Here is a 20155-nt window from a genome sequence, read left to right on the forward strand (position 1 = left end):
AAAATTTCCTCACTTTAAATATTAACAACTAAATTATTTTTAATTTTATCATAAATTAATAAGGCGTGTTTATCAAAATATATCGTAGTCATTTTTTTCAAATTTAATTCTTTCTCAGGAACTAAAACTTTTAAAACTACTTCATTATTAGTTTCAAAAAAACAAACAACTGACTTAAAAATTTTCTTAATTGTTTTAACTTGTCCTCTATACATTAAATATAAATCTTTATTAAAATATTTTGTTTTTTCAAATGAAATCAAATTTGGATTAATAGCTAGCCAATACTCCTTCTGATTAACTAATTTAATTTCTTTTGGTAATTTAATTTTAATTTCTTCATTTGCTAACATATTGTCTTTCTCAAAATATTGCACTAAAAAAATATTTTCAGAACTATTGTACATTGTTTGATATAAATGCATTGTTTCAGGGAAAAACTCTGCCTGTTCTTTTGTCATTAATTTGTAATTATTATTATCATCAAAAATTAGTAACTTAGTAACATAATTTTTAATATTTTCAATATTTCTTGTTAAAACTAAAAACGTTATTTGTGGATTATAATTTTTAAAGTTAATAAAATTTCATTTAATTCAATAGCTTCATTATGTGTTAGATTATCAAAAGTATTATGCAAAATAATTAATTCTTTATTTGTTAAAATTGCATTAATTAATCTAATCTTTGTATGATCAAAACTACTTAAATTTTTAGTAATTTTAAATCAATTCATTTTAATATTTAAATTAGTCATTAGTTCTTTGACTTGCTCAAATGCTTGATTATAAACTGTTACAATTTTTTCATTTGCTGCAGCAATCGCAAGTGAATTATCTTCTTCATGTTCGATTAATTTATTATTTAATAATGCTAAATGGTATTTATGAAAATACTCTAAAACTTTTCCTTTAATAATTGTTGCTTCATCTGGCAACAAATTAGAAATTAGTTGTTCTTGTTTTTGATTATAATTAAACCATTGGTCTTCTGCTAATTTTAATCAAGTAACAACATTGATAGAATTACTTTTATGCAAAATCCCTTTAATAATATTTTTTCGTTCACTATCACGCATAACAGTATTCATAACGTTAAGACGATATTTCTTTAAAGCTTTCCTTACTTTAATTAGCTTATATCGTTCATAAAGAATTTCAGTCTGCAAAATTTTTAAATACTTCTCACAGACAAGTTTTGCCCCAATAAACCCAAAATTTTTATTTTTAATCTTTCTTTTCTTTGCAATTTCATAACAATCACATAAATAATCTAATTCTGAAATATAATAAATCTTATCTCATAAGGCTTGTAAAAACGCAAGAAAACCTTCGTAAACACGAATCTCTTCTTTTTTGTAAGTATATGTATGCAAACTTTGAATTAAAATTGAATCCTTGTCATCTATTAAAATTTTAGCAATTTCTTTTTTATGAAATTCACTAATTTGTGTTAAATACGTTTCAATTCATTCTTCTTTAATTCGAATTGAATTATGAAAATATTCATTAATAATTTTATCTGTTTTTGATATTAAATCTTTTTTATTTAAATCATTACCTATAAAAGTTAAGTTTTTATAATGGTATTTATTTTTAATGTATTTTAAAGAACTATCATGTAAAAATTTTGGTGTTTTCAAAATATGATAGGCTAACCGTAGTTTAGTTGGCAAAAACCCTAACCGTAATGTCCCTGGTGAAACATAACCAATTTTTCGTTCTTTTGGAAGTAAGGCAGTAATATTTTGATTATTTAAGTAAATTTTCCCACTGCGTGGTTTTCTTTTCCCTAATAAAAGTTTTAAAAAATATAACTGTGAAAATTTGTTTTCAAAATAAGTTCCTAGAACCTCTTGGCTATTAACGTCAAAATTTAAATCAGTAAAAACCATTTTTTTATAACGTTTATATTTTAAATTACTAATCTTTAATCCCATTAAAACACCACTCTTCTAGTTATTTTTATTATACCCAAATAAAAATAATAAAAAACACTTATTCTTAAGTTAATGATTTTATTAACCCTCCATAGTGTTTTATATAAATTACATAATTTTATATCTAATTTCCATCCCTAAACTCAATCTTGGTTGATAATCTAACCCTTCAATATTTAACACAAAATTAAATGTTGTCGGGATTTTAACTAAACTATTAGCAGGTTCGTCTAACTTCTTAATTTGATTACCCTTTGGGGGAATAATTTTTTTAAGATTAAGTTTTTTATTAAGACCCTTATTTTCACTAATAAAATTATCAATAAAAGTTTTTGCTTTTTCTTCCAAATACTTTGTATTTATTGCATTACTTAAATCATTAAAATCTAATTTACTCTTATCAATTTCAATATTATTTTGTTCAATATAACCCTTGTATTTTTTCAGAACATATTCATTTAACTCATCACTTTCATTTGGAATAATTGGAATTTTAAAAGTTACTTTTTGTTCAACATTCATGTCAGTAAAACGCATTTTTCAAACCCCAGCTTCGAACCATTTCTCAGCTACTTTTAAACATTTCACAGCTAAAGTAACATTAACCATTTTATTTTCATCAAGAGTCAATTCTTGATCACTAAGAATGGTAAAGGTTGCCGCAAACGGGTAATCTAAATAAACGCGAAAATCATTAATTGCTGACACATCTTCTGCAAATCCTAATGGAGCAATTTTGCGTTGTGGTAAATTTAAAAAAAGAGTACTTAATTGATCGCTTGTGGGCTTAAAAAAATACTTTTGACTTCCCTCTTGCTTACGAATACCAAATGATTGATAAATATCACCTTGCAAAATTGTAAAATTACTCGGTAGTGTCGGTAAATTTTCCTCACTTTTATTATTTTGATTTAAATTTTGACAACTAACTAAACTTGTTGTCGTTGTTAGAGCCAATGATAAAATTAGTAAATTAGTTAATATTTTTTTCATAATTATAGAAAACTCCTTTCTTGAAAAGGATAAATAGGATTATGATTTAATTAAATATTAGTTAAAATAAAATCAAATAATTGGTCTTGTTCTCAAACATCGCGAAAAACTAAACCATCAATTCCAACCGAACAATAATTCGTTGGATTAGTACTAAATTTACAAAATGGATGTGTACTTGAGTAAATTGCTCAATAATTCTTATTAAAATCTGTTGTACGATAGTCAACTCTAATTAACAGACGTCCAAATGCTGTTTCATTAAGTCCAAAAAAATCTGAATCAGATGCTAACATATCACCTAAACTTACTAACGAATTATAAAAAGTAATTCTATCGACAACTTTCCCACTTTCATCTTTTATTGTGATTTTAACACTATTAACGTGATATCCATCCGTACCATTTTGTGAAGTTTTTTCCGTAATTGATGGAGTTACTTGTTGTAATGTTATATTTGCTATAGTTGTTGCACTAATCGTTAAACTTGTTAATGCAGTTAATATATTTTTAACCATGCTTTTGTTCTCCTCTTGTTTTTTATGCTTATATTTTTATTTTATGTGTAAAATAAATTAATCCTATTTACCTAGTAGGACTCTTATTAAATTTATAAGGCCGGTCTACTGGCTTAACTTCATCCTACTAGTTAACCCTTCCCAAATTATTATTCAGTGGTTTATTAACATTCGTCAGTTTTACAGTTGCTAGGACAGCTTAAGACTTTCACTTAATTCCCTTTAATCCTTTATAAACTTTTAAAGTAGTCTACTTTTATTATAAACAAAAAAAAAAAAAAAACACTTTTATCTTGTTAAGATAAAAGTTTTCTTCCTTACTCTGCTTTTTGATTATCAGATTTTGGTTTTGCTGTTTTTTTATTAAGTTCTTTTTGTGTTTTTGATGCTGCTTCTGTTTGCTTTACTAATTCTTCTTTTTTATTAAATTTAGATTTAAAGCGCTCAACACGTCCTGCGGCATTAGCAAATTGTTGGTTACCAGTATAGAAGGGATGGCATGAAGAACAAGTATCAACTTTCAATTCTTCCCCCTTAGTAGAACCACTCATGCGCTCTGTTCCACAAGTTGTACACATGATTTTAGTATCAAAATATTTTGGATGGATTCCTTCTCTTGCCATATAATTCACCTCTCTTTTAATAATATGGATGCATATTATTTGCACGTAAATAATGATAACACATATTATCAATAAAAACAAAAATTATTTAAGAATCTTTACAAATTAATTAATAGCAGTTTTAAAAGAGGTTACTTTTTCATTAAACATCTAATTCAAATTTCTTATGCGGTTAATTATTATTTTTGACCATAGTATGCATCTTTACCATGTTTACGATAATAATGTTTATCTAATAAACTCTGTGCTACTTTATTAGTGTCTTGGTTTAATAAATATGTTTGAAAAGCCATCTGACTAACGATTTCTAAAATCTTTGCATTTTTAACTGCTGCTAATGGTGAAGCACCAAATGTAAATGGCCCGTGGTTATTGCAAAGAATCGCGGGCATCATGTCGAGAGTTAGTTGATGATCGTTAAAAGTTTCAACAATTTTAACTCCCGTTTCATGCTCATAATTAGTAGTAATTTGTTCAACATTTAATGGTTTTGTACAAGGAATCGGTCCATAAAAAGTATCAGCATGGGTTGTTCCTAATGGTGGAATATCTAATCCACTTTGTGCTCATGTTGTAGCATAAATAGAATGAGTATGCGTAATACCACCAAGATCAGGAAAATGATTATATAAATAAAGATGGGTTGGGGTATCAGTTGAAGGAGAATACGAGCCTTCAACGATATTTCCCCTTAAATCAACAACAACCATTTTATCAACACTTAAATCATTGTAAGCAACCCCAGATGGTTTAATTACCATTAAACCACTTTCTCGATCAATCCCACTAACATTGCCTCATGTAAAGGTAATTAACTTATATTCTTCTAATAACAAATTAGCTGCTAATACATCAACTTTTAATTGTTCTAGCATCTTATCATCCTCCTTTTGTAAATTGCTGACGAACAAAACTTACCGCTGCTGCTAATGCTGATTCTGAATCAGGATCATCTTCATATCATGCTTCTAACATAAATGATCCTTGATAATTGTTTGCCTTTAAAAATTGAAAAATTTTAATAAAATCAACACAACCACTTCCAAATGGCACTTTTTTAAATTTACCAGGACTGCTTTTTGTTACAGCAATGGTATCTTTAACATGCAAACCTACTATTTCGGTTAATCCAAGTTCTAATTCAGAAATAACATTTTTGCCACATCAAGCAGATAAGTTCCCAAGATCTGGATAAACTGCTAATCACGGTGAAGGTACTGCTTTTTTTAAAATTAAATATTTAGTAATTGTATTTAAAAAAGGATCATCCATAGTTTCTAATGCTAACATAACACCATAACGGTTTGCGATTGCTAACCCTTTTTGTAAATTTTTTAAAAAATTTGCTGCTGTCACATCAGTTTTTTGTTCATAATATACATCATAACCAGCGAGTTGAATAATTCGAACTCCCAACTTAACAGCTAACTGAATGCATTGCTCTAGTAATTGTAAAGAATAATCTTGGATTTGTTTGTCCAAACTTCCTAAGGGGTATTTTCGTTGGGCAGAAAAACAAATTGAACGAATTTTAACACCAGTTTTTGCTTGTAAAAAATTAATTTCAGTAATTTCCTTCTCTGTTCATTCTAATCGTGCTAAGCGTACCTCTGATTCATCAATTGATAATTCAATAAAATCAAACTGATATTTTTGGGCAAGAGCAAATTTTTTTACTCACGGAACTGGAGGTAAGGCCTTTTCATAAATGCCAAATTGATTTTTCATGATTATTGTCATTTCGTTTGCAACTGTTGTTGAAAACTTAAAGCTGCTTCACGAGGATCTGCTGCATCTCGAATTGCCCGACCAGCAATAACAATATAAATTGGAAAGGCAGTAAATAATGCTAAATCTGTAATTTCAACTCCTCCAGTAAGAGTAACTTTAAAACCTAAAGCAACTAACTGGGTAATCTTATCAAAATCAGCAGCTCCTCACTGACTTCCGGCTGCTTGCGCATCACGTGAACGATGATAAACAACTTGTTCAACCCCAACTGCTCGTCAAGATTTCGCTTGTTCAAAATCCCATTGCCCTGTTAATTCAATTTGCATATCTTTTTTAGCTGTTTTTGCTAGTGTTACAACATTTTTAATCGTAGCAAGATCAGCACAGCAAATTACGGTAATAATATCTGCTTTCGCCGTGAAAAGCATTTCCCCTAAAATTTTTCCTGCATCAGCAATTTTTCCATCGGTTAAAACAATTTTGTTGGGATAACATTCTTTAATTGCTGTTATTGCGCGTTTTCCTTCAGCACATAATAAAATAGTTCCCACTTCAATTACATCAACAATATCTCCGACCATTGTAAGAGTGGTCATTGCCTCTTCTAAGGTTAAACAATCTAAGGCAATTTGCAATAATGGTTTTTGCACATTAATTCCTCCTTTAACGAACATACTTCATATAGTCAATTGTTTTAATAATTTTTAATACTTCTGTCACACTTTTAGCTGCAATGATTTGCTCAATAATAGTTTGCTTTTCAAAAATTGCGACAATTTGTGGCAAGGCAATACTTAGATGGGTGTCCGCATCAACTGCCGCAAAACCAATTAATAATTCAACTTCTTGATTATTTGAAAATTTTACTGGTTGTTGAAGCGAAATTAAACTAAACGAATTCTTTAACACTCCATCTTCAGGACGAGCATGCGGCATTGCTAATTTGGGCGCAATAATATAATATGGTCCCATTTCCTTTGTATTCGCAATGACATGATCTGCATATGCTGCTGTTACAGCCTGACTTTTTTGTAAAGGCAGAAAACATTTATAAACAGCCTCTTCTCAGGTTTGAGCAGTTTGCTGTAAACAAATTGAATTATTTTCTTGCAATGAGGTTAGAAAATCAACATTATTATGAGACATTAGGTTTTAAGTTCTTTGCTAACGATTCTTTGATTGCTACTTCATCTAATAAATTTTCTAACCCAATAACTGTTGATGATAATTCGTCTAAGTCATCTTGTAAATAAGTTGAGCATAAAACAATATCAAAGTTATTGCCAATTCCTTTGGCTTCACTAACCGAGGCTGTTTCCACAGTTCCTTCAATTCCTAACTCTGTTAAAACTTGTTCAACTTTTATTTTAATAATCATTGATGAACCCATTCCGTTTCCACAAGCACATAAAATTTTTATCATTATTATCACTTCCTTTTCTGTTAATTAATTTTCTTTTAACGGTTTTTTTATTTCAATTGTCTGTTTACGAAACGAAAATTGTCTTGTTAATCATCGTTTTAATGGCGGTACTTGTTCAGAACTAGTTGTTGTTAATTGTGCAATTAACAAGAAAACCAAAACAATAACTATTACCATATAAGGGGCAACATCAACACCACTAATATTAATTAACATAAAAACTGCTGCTCATAAGATATTTCAATCTCACATTCCAATATAACCAGTTTGAAAAATCCCCCCAGTCATTTTGACAGCAAGAAGCGCCCCAAAAACCATAATAATTCCCGACAAAAACGGTAGGGTTAAACAAGCTTTTCAACCCCCACTAGCATTAGCATATAAACCAATTGCTCCATTGTCAAAGAACATTGGAATAAATCCAACCATAATAACAACATTAAATGCATTAAAATTAGCAACTTGCCCCAAAATAATAATCAAGGCAATCCCCAAGAAATTTCCAATTGCTCCTGCTAAGAAACCAAAGACAACAGATTTTTCACCAAAAGCAAAAGTACCAGCAATATCAATTGCAACTACCGCACCAGGAATTAATTTTTTACTAATTCCAATAAATGACTTTTGTAATTCAACAACAAACATTCTAGCTCCTAACATTAAAATTTGCAATGAGGCCACAATTTCTAAGGATAATCCTAAAATTTGAATTAATCAAAATTTCCCTAAAAATTGATTCATCCCCCCCCCCAATTGAATTAGTAACTAATGTGTTAAAAGCTGTTTGATTAGTTGCATATAAAATAATAAATAATGTTCCAAAAAAGATTAACATTAAAATAGATGAAGAAAAGATATTATCATGGAATATTTTTAACCCTTTTGGTAATTTCATTTCTTCAGCGGAACGAATTTCTTTTCCTTTGCGAGCAAATAATTTTCCACTCTGATATGCAACTCAAACCCCAAGCATTTGTTGATGTCCAACAGTAAAACCAGCATTTTTTGTTACTTTCTCACTTGGAGCATATGCTAAATTAGAAAATACTCCTCAGTATAATCCCATCAAAATGCCACCAATAATAATTGTGACAATTTGACGACTAGATGAATCAATAATTTTGCTAAACATCATTAAATATAACACAACAGTTAATGTGGCTGCTTGTTGAAACATAATATGTCCTGTAACATTAATTGACCGAACATTAGTAATTCGTTTGAACATTACTAAAACAATATTGACAAATAAGCCAATTAAAACAATATAACTTACCATTGATACTAATGTTCCTAACATTGCATTGGCTTGTGTTCATCCCATATAAGGATCTAATAATATTGCTGATGAACCAATTTCAGCTCCAAAGGCAACCATTAACGGTTTTGATATTCCCGTTAAAATATAAGCTCCAATTTGTAAAATTAAATACCCAATGATTGCTTTCAAACTACCCGATAAAGCATCATATCATTTTTTCTTTTGTAATAAGTAACCAAGAAAAGTAATAATCCCAATTAAGATTGATGGAACGGCTAAAATATTATTAACTAAAGCATCATAAAAAACTCACTTTAATCAAATCGGATGACCAGTCCCCAATGCGACAGCAATAAAACAAATAACCGCTAAACCAATAATAATTCATGTAATCAAAGTTGCTGATCATAAGCGTTTTTTTGGTTTTTGAAGATGTTTAATCCCCGCTAAATCATCATCAAGGTCATTTTTATTATCTGGTGGTGTTACCTTTGTTTTATCTTTTTTTGACATTTTTTAATTAACGTTTTGTAAGATCAAACGCTAATGCAACTTGCGGATTGTTAATCAGCATATCATCAATTGCTGCTTGATTAACTCCTAGTTGTTTCAATAATGGGACAAAATGTGTTAAAAGGTAAGCAATACCATAACTAAAATAACCTCGTGTTGCCGAATACGCTGCTTGATAATAAAAGCGACCAGCATCCATTGCTAATAAGAGCTGTTTTTGATATCCTTGGTCACATAGTCATTTAATGTTTTCTGCTAAAACACTATCTGGGAAATATTTTACTCGGTCAGGACCATCAAATGCAATAAAGACCCCTAATTGTAAAATTTTTTCATAATAATAACGGTCTGGATTTTTATTCAGATGACTCAAAATAATTTTTTGAGGAGCAACGTCTAATTCAATTAAGAAATTAACAACCTCCCATCCCATTGTTCCTAATTGAGTATGAATTAAAATTGGCACTCCTGTTTGATGATAAGTTTCAGCTGCAATTCGTAGTGCTTTTTGTTCTAAGGGATCGATAACACCATAACTTGTTCCACATTTAATTATTCCTGCTTTATTGGAAACTCGTTCAACAACTGGCCCATTATAAGAATGTTGATCCATTCCTTCTTCAATTTCAGCAATCATCATTGGCACAATTTTTTCCTCTGCAACAGTTTTTAATCATGATGAATATTTATCATAAAACTTTGCCTTATGAAAACCAGTACTCATAATGATGTGAGCTTTTCCCTTAAAGGCATTGGCAATTTCAAGCATTCTTGTAACATCTCGCCCAACATTTGGGGGATCCATTACTACCATTGTTTTTCCACCAGCTGCTACAAAGTTTGCTAATTCTTGTTTTGCTGCAGCAACATCTAACATTAAAAAATCAATATGTTCATGCATTTCTGGACCACCATTTTTAATTAAATGATCATGGCAATCCGTAATGCCCATTTCCGTTGGCGCAATATCGCCTAACACGGTACGTACAAAATTTTTCATTTTATTCTTCTCCTTTCATTTACATTTAAACACACGAAAAAGGAAAAAAATTATATTAAAGTTAAGCAAAAAATATGTTTAAAAAATAAAACGACTTTTATTCAAAGTCGGTTAATGCTTCTCTAATTTGACTCATTTTTTGACCAGTTGTTAAACTACTTGCAATAATTTTTTTAATTAATGTTAATTTTGCTTTTGCATTTTTCCCAACTGACATATCAGTTGGGAAAAATGATAAGTTTAAGTAAAATCCCTTATTTTCATCAGCAATTTGATAATTATCACTCAATTTCCAATAATCTTGATATTTAACCTTATGAGTTTGATAATATTTTCAATTGATAACCTTGATAATTTCAAAGTTAGGAAATAATTCATTAATTTTTAAAATTAGAACATTAATTGTTCCGCCCTTATTATTTGTAATTAAAATACTTTTTTTATTAATTGTTTGAATAGGATATTTCACAATATAAGGTAAAAACTGTAATGTTAAATCATATTGTTTACTAGTATTTAATGGGCAAAAACAATTTGTTCTACATCTCTTGTTAATTCTTTTAATAATATAAAAAATTGGTAATATTGTTCATTGCTAGTAATAATTTGGAATTTAATTAATCCCGAGTAATCAAAAATTAAATTTGAATCTTGCAAGTGACGTTGTCAATGAAGATAGTTCATAATTTGAAGCATTAAAGAAGAAGTGTTTAACTGATAATTAAGATCCGTTAATTTTTGAAAAATTTTTTTTAAATAAGTCATAATTTCAATTAATTCAGGAATTTGTGTTTCACAATTAATTAACTGCCGTGGTGATGAAAAAAACTGCGCCAAATAAAATAATTCATATTCTTCATTTACAAAGGAACAATAAAAATGTTCTCTAATTGCAATTAGTAAGTTCGAAGCTACTTGATAACAAGATTGTTGTTTAATAAAATTAAGAGTATCTTCCCCCACAGTAATTTTTGGAACATCGACTGTTGTTTGGTTTCAATACAATAAAATAAAAATAATGAAGGTAATTGTCTTTGCTTCCATATTAATAAATTCCAAAGTGGCATAGTAAGTAAGAACTAACTTTTCTAATTGCGAATAAACTTCAGCAGGTGATATTTTTTGAAATGATGGTAAGTTAGTAAATAAAAAGTTGCGGATTAAACTAAAATTATCTAAGTTAATTAAAATAATACTAATATTAACAATTAACTTGCGTAAACTAAATTCATCACAATCATAAAAATAGCCTTTTTGTTTATTATTAATAATATTTTTTATCCCAAAATTTGATGACAAAAAATATATGCAATTTTGTACATCTAAATAAGCCGTATTAATTGAGACATTAAAAATTTTCTTAATATCCTCTAATTTTAGTGGTCCTAACAAAAGCAATAATAATGCTAATAAAATTGCTCGTTCCTTTGCACTTAAAAAAATTTTATTAACAATATCCAGTTGATCATATTGAAAAATAATTGTTTCAATTTTACTAAAATTATAAACCCGAGGATTAATTTGAGAAATATGATTGTTTTTTAAAAACAAATTTAGATGCTTTAAATGATAATAAAAATCACCACGTGTAAATCCCAATTGGTTAATTAAGTCATTAACACTTTTTCAACCATGATTTAATCTAATTTGATTTATAATTTTAATATCTTTAGTATCTAACATTTTCCCTCCTCAATTTTTATTTTAAAATAAAGGCTTTAAATTTTTCTATTTTCAATTTAATATAACCGTGCCAAACCCCACTGCGATAATTGTTGACAGTTCACTTTACTATTATCATATTTCTGGCAATTAATAACTTTTTTTAGTGTTAGTTAATAATTCTGCCTCTTTTATTTTTTAGTCCTCATTAATCTTTGCTAGAACAACATTCAGTACATCAACACTTTTGGCAAATGGTGGTGAATACGGTAAATCTAAATACTCAATCTCATTAATTTTAGTTTTTGTCCAAATTAATGGAATTAGAGCATTGATTCTTAAAGTAGCTTTATTATAACCAAAAATTTGTGCTCCCAGAATAATTTTTGCTTTTTGATCATAAATAATCTTAACTGTAACTGGCTTAGCATCAGCAACATAATGAGTATGATCAGTTCCGGTAATGACCACTTCTTTAGCAGTAAAACCATTTGCAATTGCTTGTTCTTTCGTATACCCTGTTCGAGCAATTTCACTATCAAAAACTTGAATAATAGCAGTTCCAATCGCGCCTGGAAAACGATCTTTTTTTCCAGCTAAAATATTACCTAAAACCTTACCATTTTTTGCAGCAACAGTTGCTAACGAAATATAATGTAAACTATCATCAATCACATTTTTTGTCATAACACAATCGCCAACAGCATAAACATCTTTAATATTAGTTTCAAATTGGTCATTAACTAAAATTGCCCCAAAGTTGTTCATTTTTAAAGTTGTCTCTTTTAAAAAAGCAGTATTTGGCATCACTCCAATTCCAACCAAAACTAAGTCTGCTGAAATCTCTTCTTCAGATGATAATTTAATTTTTGTTACTTTATTATTCTTAACAATAAATTCTGTTACTTTAGCGTTTGTCTTGATTTTAATTCCCTTATTTTCTAAATCTGTTACTAATAATTGTGCAATGTCTTCATCAATTAATTTTCGTGAAACTCATTTATCGGCTTCAATTAATGTAATATTTTTCCCTGCCAAACCAAAACTTTCACAAAATTCTAACCCAATAAAACCACCACCAATAATAACAACATTTTTAATTGTTGCTAAACTATCACGAAGGGCGACTGCTGCTTCTAAAGTTGTTCCAGTAAAAACATTTGATGCTGCCTCTCCGGCCAAATTTAATTTGCGTGGTGTCGCCCCAACACTAATGATTAATTTATCATAAGTATCAATAAATTCTTCCTTTGTTTCCAAATTAATGCCATAAACTGTTTTTGCTTCAAAATCAACTTTTGTTATTTCACATCCAGTTTTTACAAGAATCCCATTATTCTGAAATTGTTCAGCAGTTCGTGCAATCATACTTTCTGGCTTATCAAAATGTTTCCCAACATAATAAGGGATTCCACAACTACCCAACGATGGATATTTTAATTTTTGATAAGCAACAATTTCAACATCATCTTTTAAAATTCGTTTTAACTTACTAACTGCTGTCATCCCAGCCGTTGAACCACCAATTACAATTACCTTCATTTTTGTCCCTCACTTTCTGCTTTGTTACTAATATTATAACCTTTCTATTTTAAAATAAAAATAAAGGTAGAACCTTTATTCTTGTTTTGACTCTTTTTTTCTGTTTTGTTTTCGCCGTAAGCGGGATCATTTAAAAAGAATTAACTCTTCATTATCTAACGAATTTGTTAATCGGGCTGCAATGGTTGTTGCTTGTAATCCTCCACAAACATTGACAGCTGTTCGACCCATATCAAATAAACCATCTAACGCTCCAATAATCGCATAAACAGGAACATATAAGGACCCTAAACCAAGCCCTCCCAGGACACCGGCTGTGACAACACTAGCTGTTCCTGGAACACCAGCAATTCCTAATGATGCAACAACAACAACAATTAAAGCAATAAAGAAATTAGCAACTGTTAAATCAAATAAACCTGCTGTTACAATAAACGAAACAATAATCCCTGCTTGCACACCAGCACAAGCAGTTAAACCCATTGTTGTTGTTAACGGTGCTGAAATCCCAACTAAATTTTCTTTTACTTTTATCTCATCTTTCAAAACTTCCATTGTTAAAGGTAACGTTGCATTAGAAGATTGCGTTGTAAACCCTTGGATTACTGGTTTGATGGCAAATTTTCATCATTTAAATGGATTAATTCCAGATAATGTTAATAATAATGAATGTCAAATCAAGGCAACTATTAGACATAAGTAACCAACTCCGATTACAATTCCAATTTGTGCTAAATATCCAATTGGACGCGAAATAATGGCATAAGTAATCATTGACATTACTGCATAAGGCATTAACTTAATAATGAACATTAAACATGACATTATCACTGTTCATCAACGGTCAAATCCATCTCGAATTTTTTGCATATCCTCTGGATGTTTTTTTGATGATTTTTTAACCGCAAGGCCAATTAATCCCGCCACTACCATTACTGGAATAATTGCCCCCAAAAAGAAGGGTGCCACAAAGTTTGAAGGAACATAATCTCAAATAATTTCTGGTAATGGTTTTGATGCAGTTTTATCATAACTACCACTTCCCGAAATCGTAAAGCCATTCCCAATGTTAAAAGCAATTCCAATAAATAACGTAATAATAAACATTGCCGCAACATTTAATAATAAAATCGCAATAGTAATAATTGTTCCTTTTTTTGACGCTGCATCTTTGCCTGGTTTTGACACTGCTCGCGCAATTGCTAAGAAAACAACTGGAACAGTCATTAATAAAATCGCATTTAAAAAGAGCATTCTAAATAAATTAACTCAAATTGAAAATTCATGAACTCATAAAACATAAACATTATTTGGAATTGGATTTTTAGGGTCATTCGGATTTGGAATTGTTGGGTTAATCATTGAACCTGATGGATCAGTTGTATTATATGGGAAACCATTAATTGCTTGAACAGTAATTCCAAAAACTAAACCAACTGCCAGTCCTAATAAAACACGGAAAATAAAGCGCATTTTTGTTTTTTTAATTCAAAATCATAATAAAAGCATCATCCCAAAGAAAAGAACAATGCTAACAAGTGATTGCCAAGTTGAAATCGATAAAAAATCATGCAAAGGATTACTATTATCTGAACTATATAATAAATTGAAATACATTTGAAGCACTCTCTTTCTTGAAATAAATTAGTATTTAAATAATACCATAAAATAGTCGGTGATTCATTTGAAAAAGAAGGCAAAAAATATTAAGATTCTATAAATAATTATTTATGTTGTTTCTTTAGTTTCTTTTCTGTTTGCTTTGCTAATAATTGGACAGATACTTCTGTTTTTATTAAAATTTGTTCTTCTGGTGTTAAATATGTTAACGTACTAATAGTTTTCCCATAATCTTTAATATGATCAATATTATTCATTGCCTGATAAATTACTTTTATTTTAATTGTTCCATATTTTATTTTTAAGAAACGATAGTAGGTTCCTACTAATCCAATTATAACAAAAACAATAACCCAAATAAATAAAATACCCATATTTTTGACAATTTCAGTTTGATACTGACCAATACCAATACTTGTTGGGGAAGATAACCCATATATTATTGTTCCAATATTATGTAAACCATAACGGAATGGTGATATATATGATAAAACATCAAAAAATTTATTTTGCATAAAGGATGGGAAGGTTCCTCAACCAGCTGACAAATTAATGATTAGATAAATAACAGCAATAAAACGACCGAGCATTTCATCTGGAATTGCTAACCAAATCGAACAAATAATAATATTGAAAAGTGATCCTAAAAAGAGCATTCATAACCATAATAAAGCATAAGCAGGGCCAATTTGACCGAAACCTAAAATTAATAATGAAAGCATCATCACCGTGACTTGAATTCAGGATGTACATAACATTAGTAATAATTTACTAAAATAATGTTGATAAGATAATGTGTATTTGGTTCTACCCTTACGATCATAAACAAATGTTTGTGTTAACGCTCCAACTCAAACACCAATTAACATAAATAATTCGCCTAAACCAATCCCATATTTATTATATTGATAGCCTTGCACTTTATAGGGAATATCAATAATACTTCCAACATCTTTCAAATGTTTCCCTAATTCATCACTATTGGTAAAATATTGATCTTTACTAACAACATTTTCTGATCCAAAAATAAATTGCACTATGGGTCCTTTTACTAATCCAAACACTTTTAATAACGAAATAATAATTTTTCCCTGCGCTGAAGTCAATTCACCCTGATTAACTAAATTATTTGTTTCATTAATTAAATTATCTGTCTTAATACTTTGAACATAATCATTATAAGTCGTACGATTTACTGTCCCATCCGGATTAGATAAAATAGTATACAACATTGGCAAAATTAATTGCGGTACCGCTTCTCGAACAAAACTTTCTCGTAAATTAGTGAAGGTTGTAGCAAAATAACCAATTAAAAAATTTTGTTTATAGGTCGCTCACAAATTAATCGGATTATTGCCCATTCACCTAACATCTGTTAAAAATTGATCATGGTCAAATACTGGATTAGCAATGTTTTTTAAAATATTAATTAAGTGGACGGAATAATTTTCAGGAATTCGCAATTGAACTCAATATTTGTCAATTGGATTAAAATTAGTATCTTTATTTTTTAAATAATCTAATTTCAATGTAATAGTACTAACATTAATTTTAACATTATTATGTTCTTTATCATAATAACTTGGACCAGTAACAGCATTATCACTAACACTTGTAAAACGAGCAATTTTACCTTGTTTAGCTGCAGCAACACAACTTGCTTCATCAGTTGCATTAACATACTGAATATCTGTTCCATTTGCAATTGATTGATCATCAACACTTTTAGGTTTATAAACTACACATAAGTTTGCATCACGATTAACAATTGCCATTGGAATTTGATCTGTTTTAAGAAATGGATTTCAAAAAGCCCAAACACAAAAGAAACCATATAAAAATGGCACAATACAAATTGCAACAAATTTTATAATTCGTTTCTTATTTTTAACTGTTTGCTCCTGCCATTCTTTTTTAAAGATTTTTTTAAAAGTTGGCAATTTATCTTTGTTATCCATAACTTTCCTCCTTAACAATAATTATATTATGCTATCACGGTCCTCTTCTTCTGAATCAATCAAATAACCTTTTGCTTTAATTTTTTTAATTTTATATAAATATTTTGGATTTCTTGTCTTATCAAATTTTGCTTCCATCCGCTTTATCTTCTTATTCTTTTGTTCTTCAAATGTTTCATGATGATTAATTAAAACTTGTTCTTTTACTATTTCAACTTCTTGCTCACTTAAACCATTTAAAGTACGATAAACATTTTTATTAATACTAATATTATTTTTTACAAACACATTTTTTAATACTTTTATGTCAAAAGTTCCATATTGTTCTTTTTGTCGTCATAAATAAGTTAAACTTAAACTAATTATTACTAGAATTGGGATCCAAATTAATAATATCCCCATATTTTGCAAGATTTCAGTTTGATATTGTATTAACGAACCTTCTCCCGTACCAATTCCATAAATAATATTTCCCATACCATGGATGGCATATTTGAAAGGAGTCAAAACGGAAACAACATTAAAAAAGCCTGCTTGCATAAATGATGGGAAGGTTCCTCAACCAGACGTTAAATTCAAAATTAAATAAATAACAATCAAATACTTTCCAACATCACCATCAGCCGGGGCAAATCAAATGGCATGTTCAATAATGGTAAAAATAAGACTGCATAGCAATAGTCAAAGATATAATAAAGCAAAACTAGTCCCCAGTTTACTATATCCTAATAGTGCTAATGAAATCGCTAAAATTGTTGTTTGAATTATTGTTGTAATTAACATTAATAATAATTTTGAAAAATAATGTTGATACCATTTGGCTCGTTTTATCCGACAAGTACGGTCAAAAATAAACGTTTGCATTAACACACCAACTCACATCGCAATTGCAATAAAAAATTCTCCCAAACCAATGCCATATTCACCATATTGATAACCTTGAATATGAACTGGAATTTGAAAAATTGATGAATTTAAACTTGTTCAATCACGAATTACTTGTTGTGCTTTTTCACTATATTGGGTTCAAGTAACATGCGCATCTAAATCAGGAAAAATCTCACGGACAAAATCATCAAGAAATTGTTTCCCAGTTGTTTCAATTAATTCCAAAACTTTTTTAGTAATATCATAATATTGTGGATAATTATCTTGAACATAATTTAAAACTGCTCTCCCAATTGGGGTATTTGGACCAATTAATAGTAAAATATTTTCTAAATAATTACTAAAATCACGTCCTGTTAAATAATGCACATTAGTTGTTTCATCTCATTTTGCAAAAGCTCAGAACATTGAAGTGCCTAAAACCTCTGGTAAAGTTGAATGGACCAACGCTGTTTTAATTTGTGTAAAAGTATATAAAACTTGGCCAGCTAAAAAGTTTTGTTTATATGTTGATCAAAACTGTGGCATATTATTAATCAAAAAATCTAAACTTTTGACAACTTCTGTTGGACTATGGTTGCCAACTGCTCGCATTAATTTAAAAATATTTTCCGTGAATCCACGACTAACTTGCAATTGAGCTCAATATTTGTCAGCTGGTTTAAAGTTAGTTTCATCTCCTTGTAAATAGTTTAATTTAATTGTCATTCCATTTTGTTCTAATTCTAATGATTTTGCATCGGCATTATAAAATTTATTATTAGTTACTGATAAATTAACCATACTATCAAAGCGATATTGTAGTTTATAAATATTTTTATCAATATTCGGATTATTATTAAATCATTCTTTACTTTTTTCTTGACAAGTTGAAGCATTATTAACATGCAAATATTCCACAAATGGTGATGTTAACAAATTATTTTCATCAGTACCAGTTTTTTTAACGGCATAAGCCACACAAGGAGGATTATCATTATCAACAATTGCCATTGGAATACTGCCAATTTTAGTTAATGGATTTCAAAAAGCTCATGAACAAATAAAACCATACAAAAAAGGTACAAAACAAATTAAGATAAACTTAATTATTTGTAGCCGACTCTTCCCTATTTTTTCTTTTGCTTCTGTTTTAAAAACATTACTAAATTTTGGATTCTCTAACATAATGTCATCCCTTAACTTTTTTACTGTTCTTTACATCATTTTAATTCTACACGAAAAAAGAAAAAATACTTATTTTTATAAGTATTTTTTAATCAATAACAAATGGTAATAAAGCCATTTGACGTGCTCTTTTAATTGCGGTTGCTAACATTCTTTGGTTTTTAGCTGTTGTTCCAGTAACTCTTTTCGGCAAGATTTGGCCATTACCAGAAATAAATTTTTTTAATAATTCAATATCTTTGTAATCAATATATGTTATTTTATTTTTTGTAAAATAACATTGTTTTTTAAAACGTTTAAATTTTGGATTCATTTTTTGTTTCCTTTCTTTTTAATCTCACAAAATTGCGTCATCACCATCAAAACTAATACTATCATTGTTATTATTTTCTTGTGACTCTGTTTGATTGAAAGAAGTCATATTGTTAAAATCATTAGATTCTGGAGCTGGAGTCGCCATATTAGCAATTGTCCCTGCTCCTCTTGAATCTAAAAACGAAACATTGTCTGCAACTACTTGCATAATTGTTGTCATTTGTCCATTAACATTATCTGTTCTTGTTTGTAAACGGCCATCTAAAGCAATTAATGAACCTTTTTTTAAATAACGGGCCATATTTTCTGCTGTCTTATTTCAAACAAAACATGAAATAAATGATGCTTGATCATTAAAATTATTATTTACTGCCAAGGTAAAAGCCACAAAAGGTTTGTTATTAACAGAATTTTTTAATTCTAAATCACGTGTTATTCTTCCTACTAATGAAACTCGATTTAACATAACTCTTTCACTCTCCTCAATTATTCTTTTGCTTCAACTGGTTTTACTGTTTTAGGTTCGTCACCACCAACACGTTGTTCATTACGTTTATAATAATCTGGTTTTTAATTTCCTGGTTTACGGTCACGGTCTGGCTTATCATTCTTAACTTCTGTTTTTGCATAAACAGTTGATTGAATATATCCTTTTTCTTTTTCAGTATTAATTACTAAAATTCGTAAAACATCTTGCTCAATGTGACTAATACGAACAAACTCATCAATATTTTCTGAGGTTGTATTAACAATTAATACACCATAATATCCTTTTGTTTTCTTTCTAATAGGATATTCTAAAGGTCTAACCCCTCATTTCCCGTGTTCTTCAATTTTTCCACCATTAGCTTCTAAAATTTTGTGTAGACGACCTTCTAATTCGTCTAAATTAGTTGCTTCTGGATTTAAGATATACATAATTTCATACTTACGCACTTTATTTTCCTCCTTTTGGTCTAGGTCCTATTCGGACAAGGAGCTAATAATCATCATTAAAGCATT

22 protein-coding genes and 1 riboswitch are annotated in these 20155 nt (G+C 29.1%); all 22 genes read right to left on the reverse strand.

The genetic code is table 4. The features are described 5' to 3' along the window. Positions 1-14 precede the first annotated feature (14 nt). The 22 genes from E7Y35_RS04495 to rpsF all read right to left on the reverse strand — a co-directional run bounded on the left by E7Y35_RS04495 (position 15) and on the right by rpsF (position 20089). Positions 15-461 (reverse strand): hypothetical protein, encoded by a 447-nt coding sequence (locus E7Y35_RS04495; protein WP_283271799.1) that lies wholly within the window; start codon positions 459-461, stop codon positions 15-17. Positions 462-550: 89 nt separating this feature from the next. Next, positions 551-1939: an ATP-binding cassette domain-containing protein gene (locus E7Y35_RS04500; RefSeq protein WP_283271800.1), complete on the reverse strand. Its 1389-nt coding sequence runs from the start codon at positions 1937-1939 to the stop codon at positions 551-553. 108 nt (positions 1940-2047) lie between these two features. Beyond that, a complete protein-coding gene (locus E7Y35_RS04505) occupies positions 2048-2932 on the reverse strand; it encodes a hypothetical protein (protein WP_283271801.1) in 885 nt (294 codons plus the stop codon). Between the two features lie 50 nt (positions 2933-2982). Next, positions 2983-3450 (reverse strand): hypothetical protein, encoded by a 468-nt coding sequence (locus E7Y35_RS04510; RefSeq protein ID WP_283271802.1) that lies wholly within the window; start codon positions 3448-3450, stop codon positions 2983-2985. Between the two features lie 81 nt (positions 3451-3531). Beyond that, positions 3532-3698, reverse strand: a riboswitch (cobalamin riboswitch). Between the two features lie 69 nt (positions 3699-3767). Next, positions 3768-4073: a 50S ribosomal protein L31 gene (gene rpmE, locus E7Y35_RS07090; RefSeq protein WP_349306594.1), complete on the reverse strand. Its 306-nt coding sequence runs from the start codon at positions 4071-4073 to the stop codon at positions 3768-3770. Between the two features lie 179 nt (positions 4074-4252). After that, complete coding sequence (locus E7Y35_RS04520) at positions 4253-4948, reverse strand: L-ribulose-5-phosphate 4-epimerase (protein ID WP_283271803.1); 696 nt, start codon at positions 4946-4948, stop codon at positions 4253-4255. Between the two features lies 1 nt (position 4949). After that, the gene (locus E7Y35_RS04525; RefSeq protein ID WP_283271804.1) at positions 4950-5801 is read right to left on the reverse strand and encodes an L-ribulose-5-phosphate 3-epimerase; all 852 of its coding nucleotides are present in this window, start codon (positions 5799-5801) and stop codon (positions 4950-4952) included. A 2-nt stretch (positions 5802-5803) separates the two neighbouring features. After that, a complete protein-coding gene (locus tag E7Y35_RS04530) occupies positions 5804-6454 on the reverse strand; it encodes a 3-dehydro-L-gulonate-6-phosphate decarboxylase (protein WP_283271805.1) in 651 nt (216 codons plus the stop codon). Positions 6455-6467: 13 nt separating this feature from the next. Continuing rightward, positions 6468-6950, reverse strand: coding sequence for a PTS sugar transporter subunit IIA (locus E7Y35_RS04535; protein WP_283271806.1), 483 nt, complete (start codon positions 6948-6950; stop codon positions 6468-6470). After that, positions 6940-7227 (reverse strand): PTS sugar transporter subunit IIB, encoded by a 288-nt coding sequence (locus E7Y35_RS04540; protein ID WP_283271807.1) that lies wholly within the window; start codon positions 7225-7227, stop codon positions 6940-6942. Before E7Y35_RS04540 ends, E7Y35_RS04535 begins: the two co-directional genes overlap by 11 nt. Before the next feature lie 24 nt (positions 7228-7251). Beyond that, complete coding sequence (locus E7Y35_RS04545; RefSeq protein ID WP_283271808.1) at positions 7252-7968, reverse strand: PTS transporter subunit IIC; 717 nt, start codon at positions 7966-7968, stop codon at positions 7252-7254. Beyond that, the gene (locus tag E7Y35_RS04550; RefSeq protein WP_283271809.1) at positions 7874-9001 is read right to left on the reverse strand and encodes a PTS transporter subunit IIC; all 1128 of its coding nucleotides are present in this window, start codon (positions 8999-9001) and stop codon (positions 7874-7876) included. Before E7Y35_RS04550 ends, E7Y35_RS04545 begins: the two co-directional genes overlap by 95 nt. A gap of 7 nt (positions 9002-9008) precedes the next feature. Beyond that, positions 9009-10001: a phosphotriesterase family protein gene (locus E7Y35_RS04555; protein WP_283271810.1), complete on the reverse strand. Its 993-nt coding sequence runs from the start codon at positions 9999-10001 to the stop codon at positions 9009-9011. Positions 10002-10098: 97 nt separating this feature from the next. Beyond that, positions 10099-10470: a hypothetical protein gene (locus tag E7Y35_RS04560; protein WP_283271811.1), complete on the reverse strand. Its 372-nt coding sequence runs from the start codon at positions 10468-10470 to the stop codon at positions 10099-10101. Between the two features lie 47 nt (positions 10471-10517). Then, positions 10518-11684 carry a BglG family transcription antiterminator gene (locus E7Y35_RS04565; protein WP_283271812.1) on the reverse strand — a complete coding sequence of 389 codons (1167 nt, stop codon included), beginning with the start codon at positions 11682-11684 and terminating at the stop codon, positions 10518-10520. A 177-nt stretch (positions 11685-11861) separates the two neighbouring features. Next, positions 11862-13205, reverse strand: coding sequence for an FAD-dependent oxidoreductase (locus E7Y35_RS04570; RefSeq protein WP_283271813.1), 1344 nt, complete (start codon positions 13203-13205; stop codon positions 11862-11864). A gap of 75 nt (positions 13206-13280) precedes the next feature. Next, complete coding sequence (locus E7Y35_RS04575; protein ID WP_283271814.1) at positions 13281-14822, reverse strand: dicarboxylate/amino acid:cation symporter; 1542 nt, start codon at positions 14820-14822, stop codon at positions 13281-13283. 107 nt (positions 14823-14929) lie between these two features. Beyond that, positions 14930-16783 carry an ABC transporter gene (locus E7Y35_RS04580; RefSeq protein WP_283271815.1) on the reverse strand — a complete coding sequence of 618 codons (1854 nt, stop codon included), beginning with the start codon at positions 16781-16783 and terminating at the stop codon, positions 14930-14932. Between the two features lie 21 nt (positions 16784-16804). Then, positions 16805-18838 carry an ABC transporter permease gene (locus E7Y35_RS04585; RefSeq protein ID WP_283271816.1) on the reverse strand — a complete coding sequence of 678 codons (2034 nt, stop codon included), beginning with the start codon at positions 18836-18838 and terminating at the stop codon, positions 16805-16807. A gap of 88 nt (positions 18839-18926) precedes the next feature. Continuing rightward, positions 18927-19151, reverse strand: coding sequence for a 30S ribosomal protein S18 (rpsR, locus tag E7Y35_RS04590; RefSeq protein WP_114564870.1), 225 nt, complete (start codon positions 19149-19151; stop codon positions 18927-18929). 18 nt (positions 19152-19169) lie between these two features. Continuing rightward, complete coding sequence (locus E7Y35_RS04595) at positions 19170-19619, reverse strand: single-stranded DNA-binding protein (RefSeq protein ID WP_283271817.1); 450 nt, start codon at positions 19617-19619, stop codon at positions 19170-19172. Between the two features lie 104 nt (positions 19620-19723). Continuing rightward, complete coding sequence (gene rpsF / locus E7Y35_RS04600; protein ID WP_283271818.1) at positions 19724-20089, reverse strand: 30S ribosomal protein S6; 366 nt, start codon at positions 20087-20089, stop codon at positions 19724-19726. Positions 20090-20155: the final 66 nt, after the last annotated feature.

This window comes from Spiroplasma sp. SV19 (assembly GCF_030060925.1).
Taxonomy (GTDB): Bacteria; Bacillota_I; Bacilli_A; order Mycoplasmatales; family Mycoplasmataceae; genus Spiroplasma.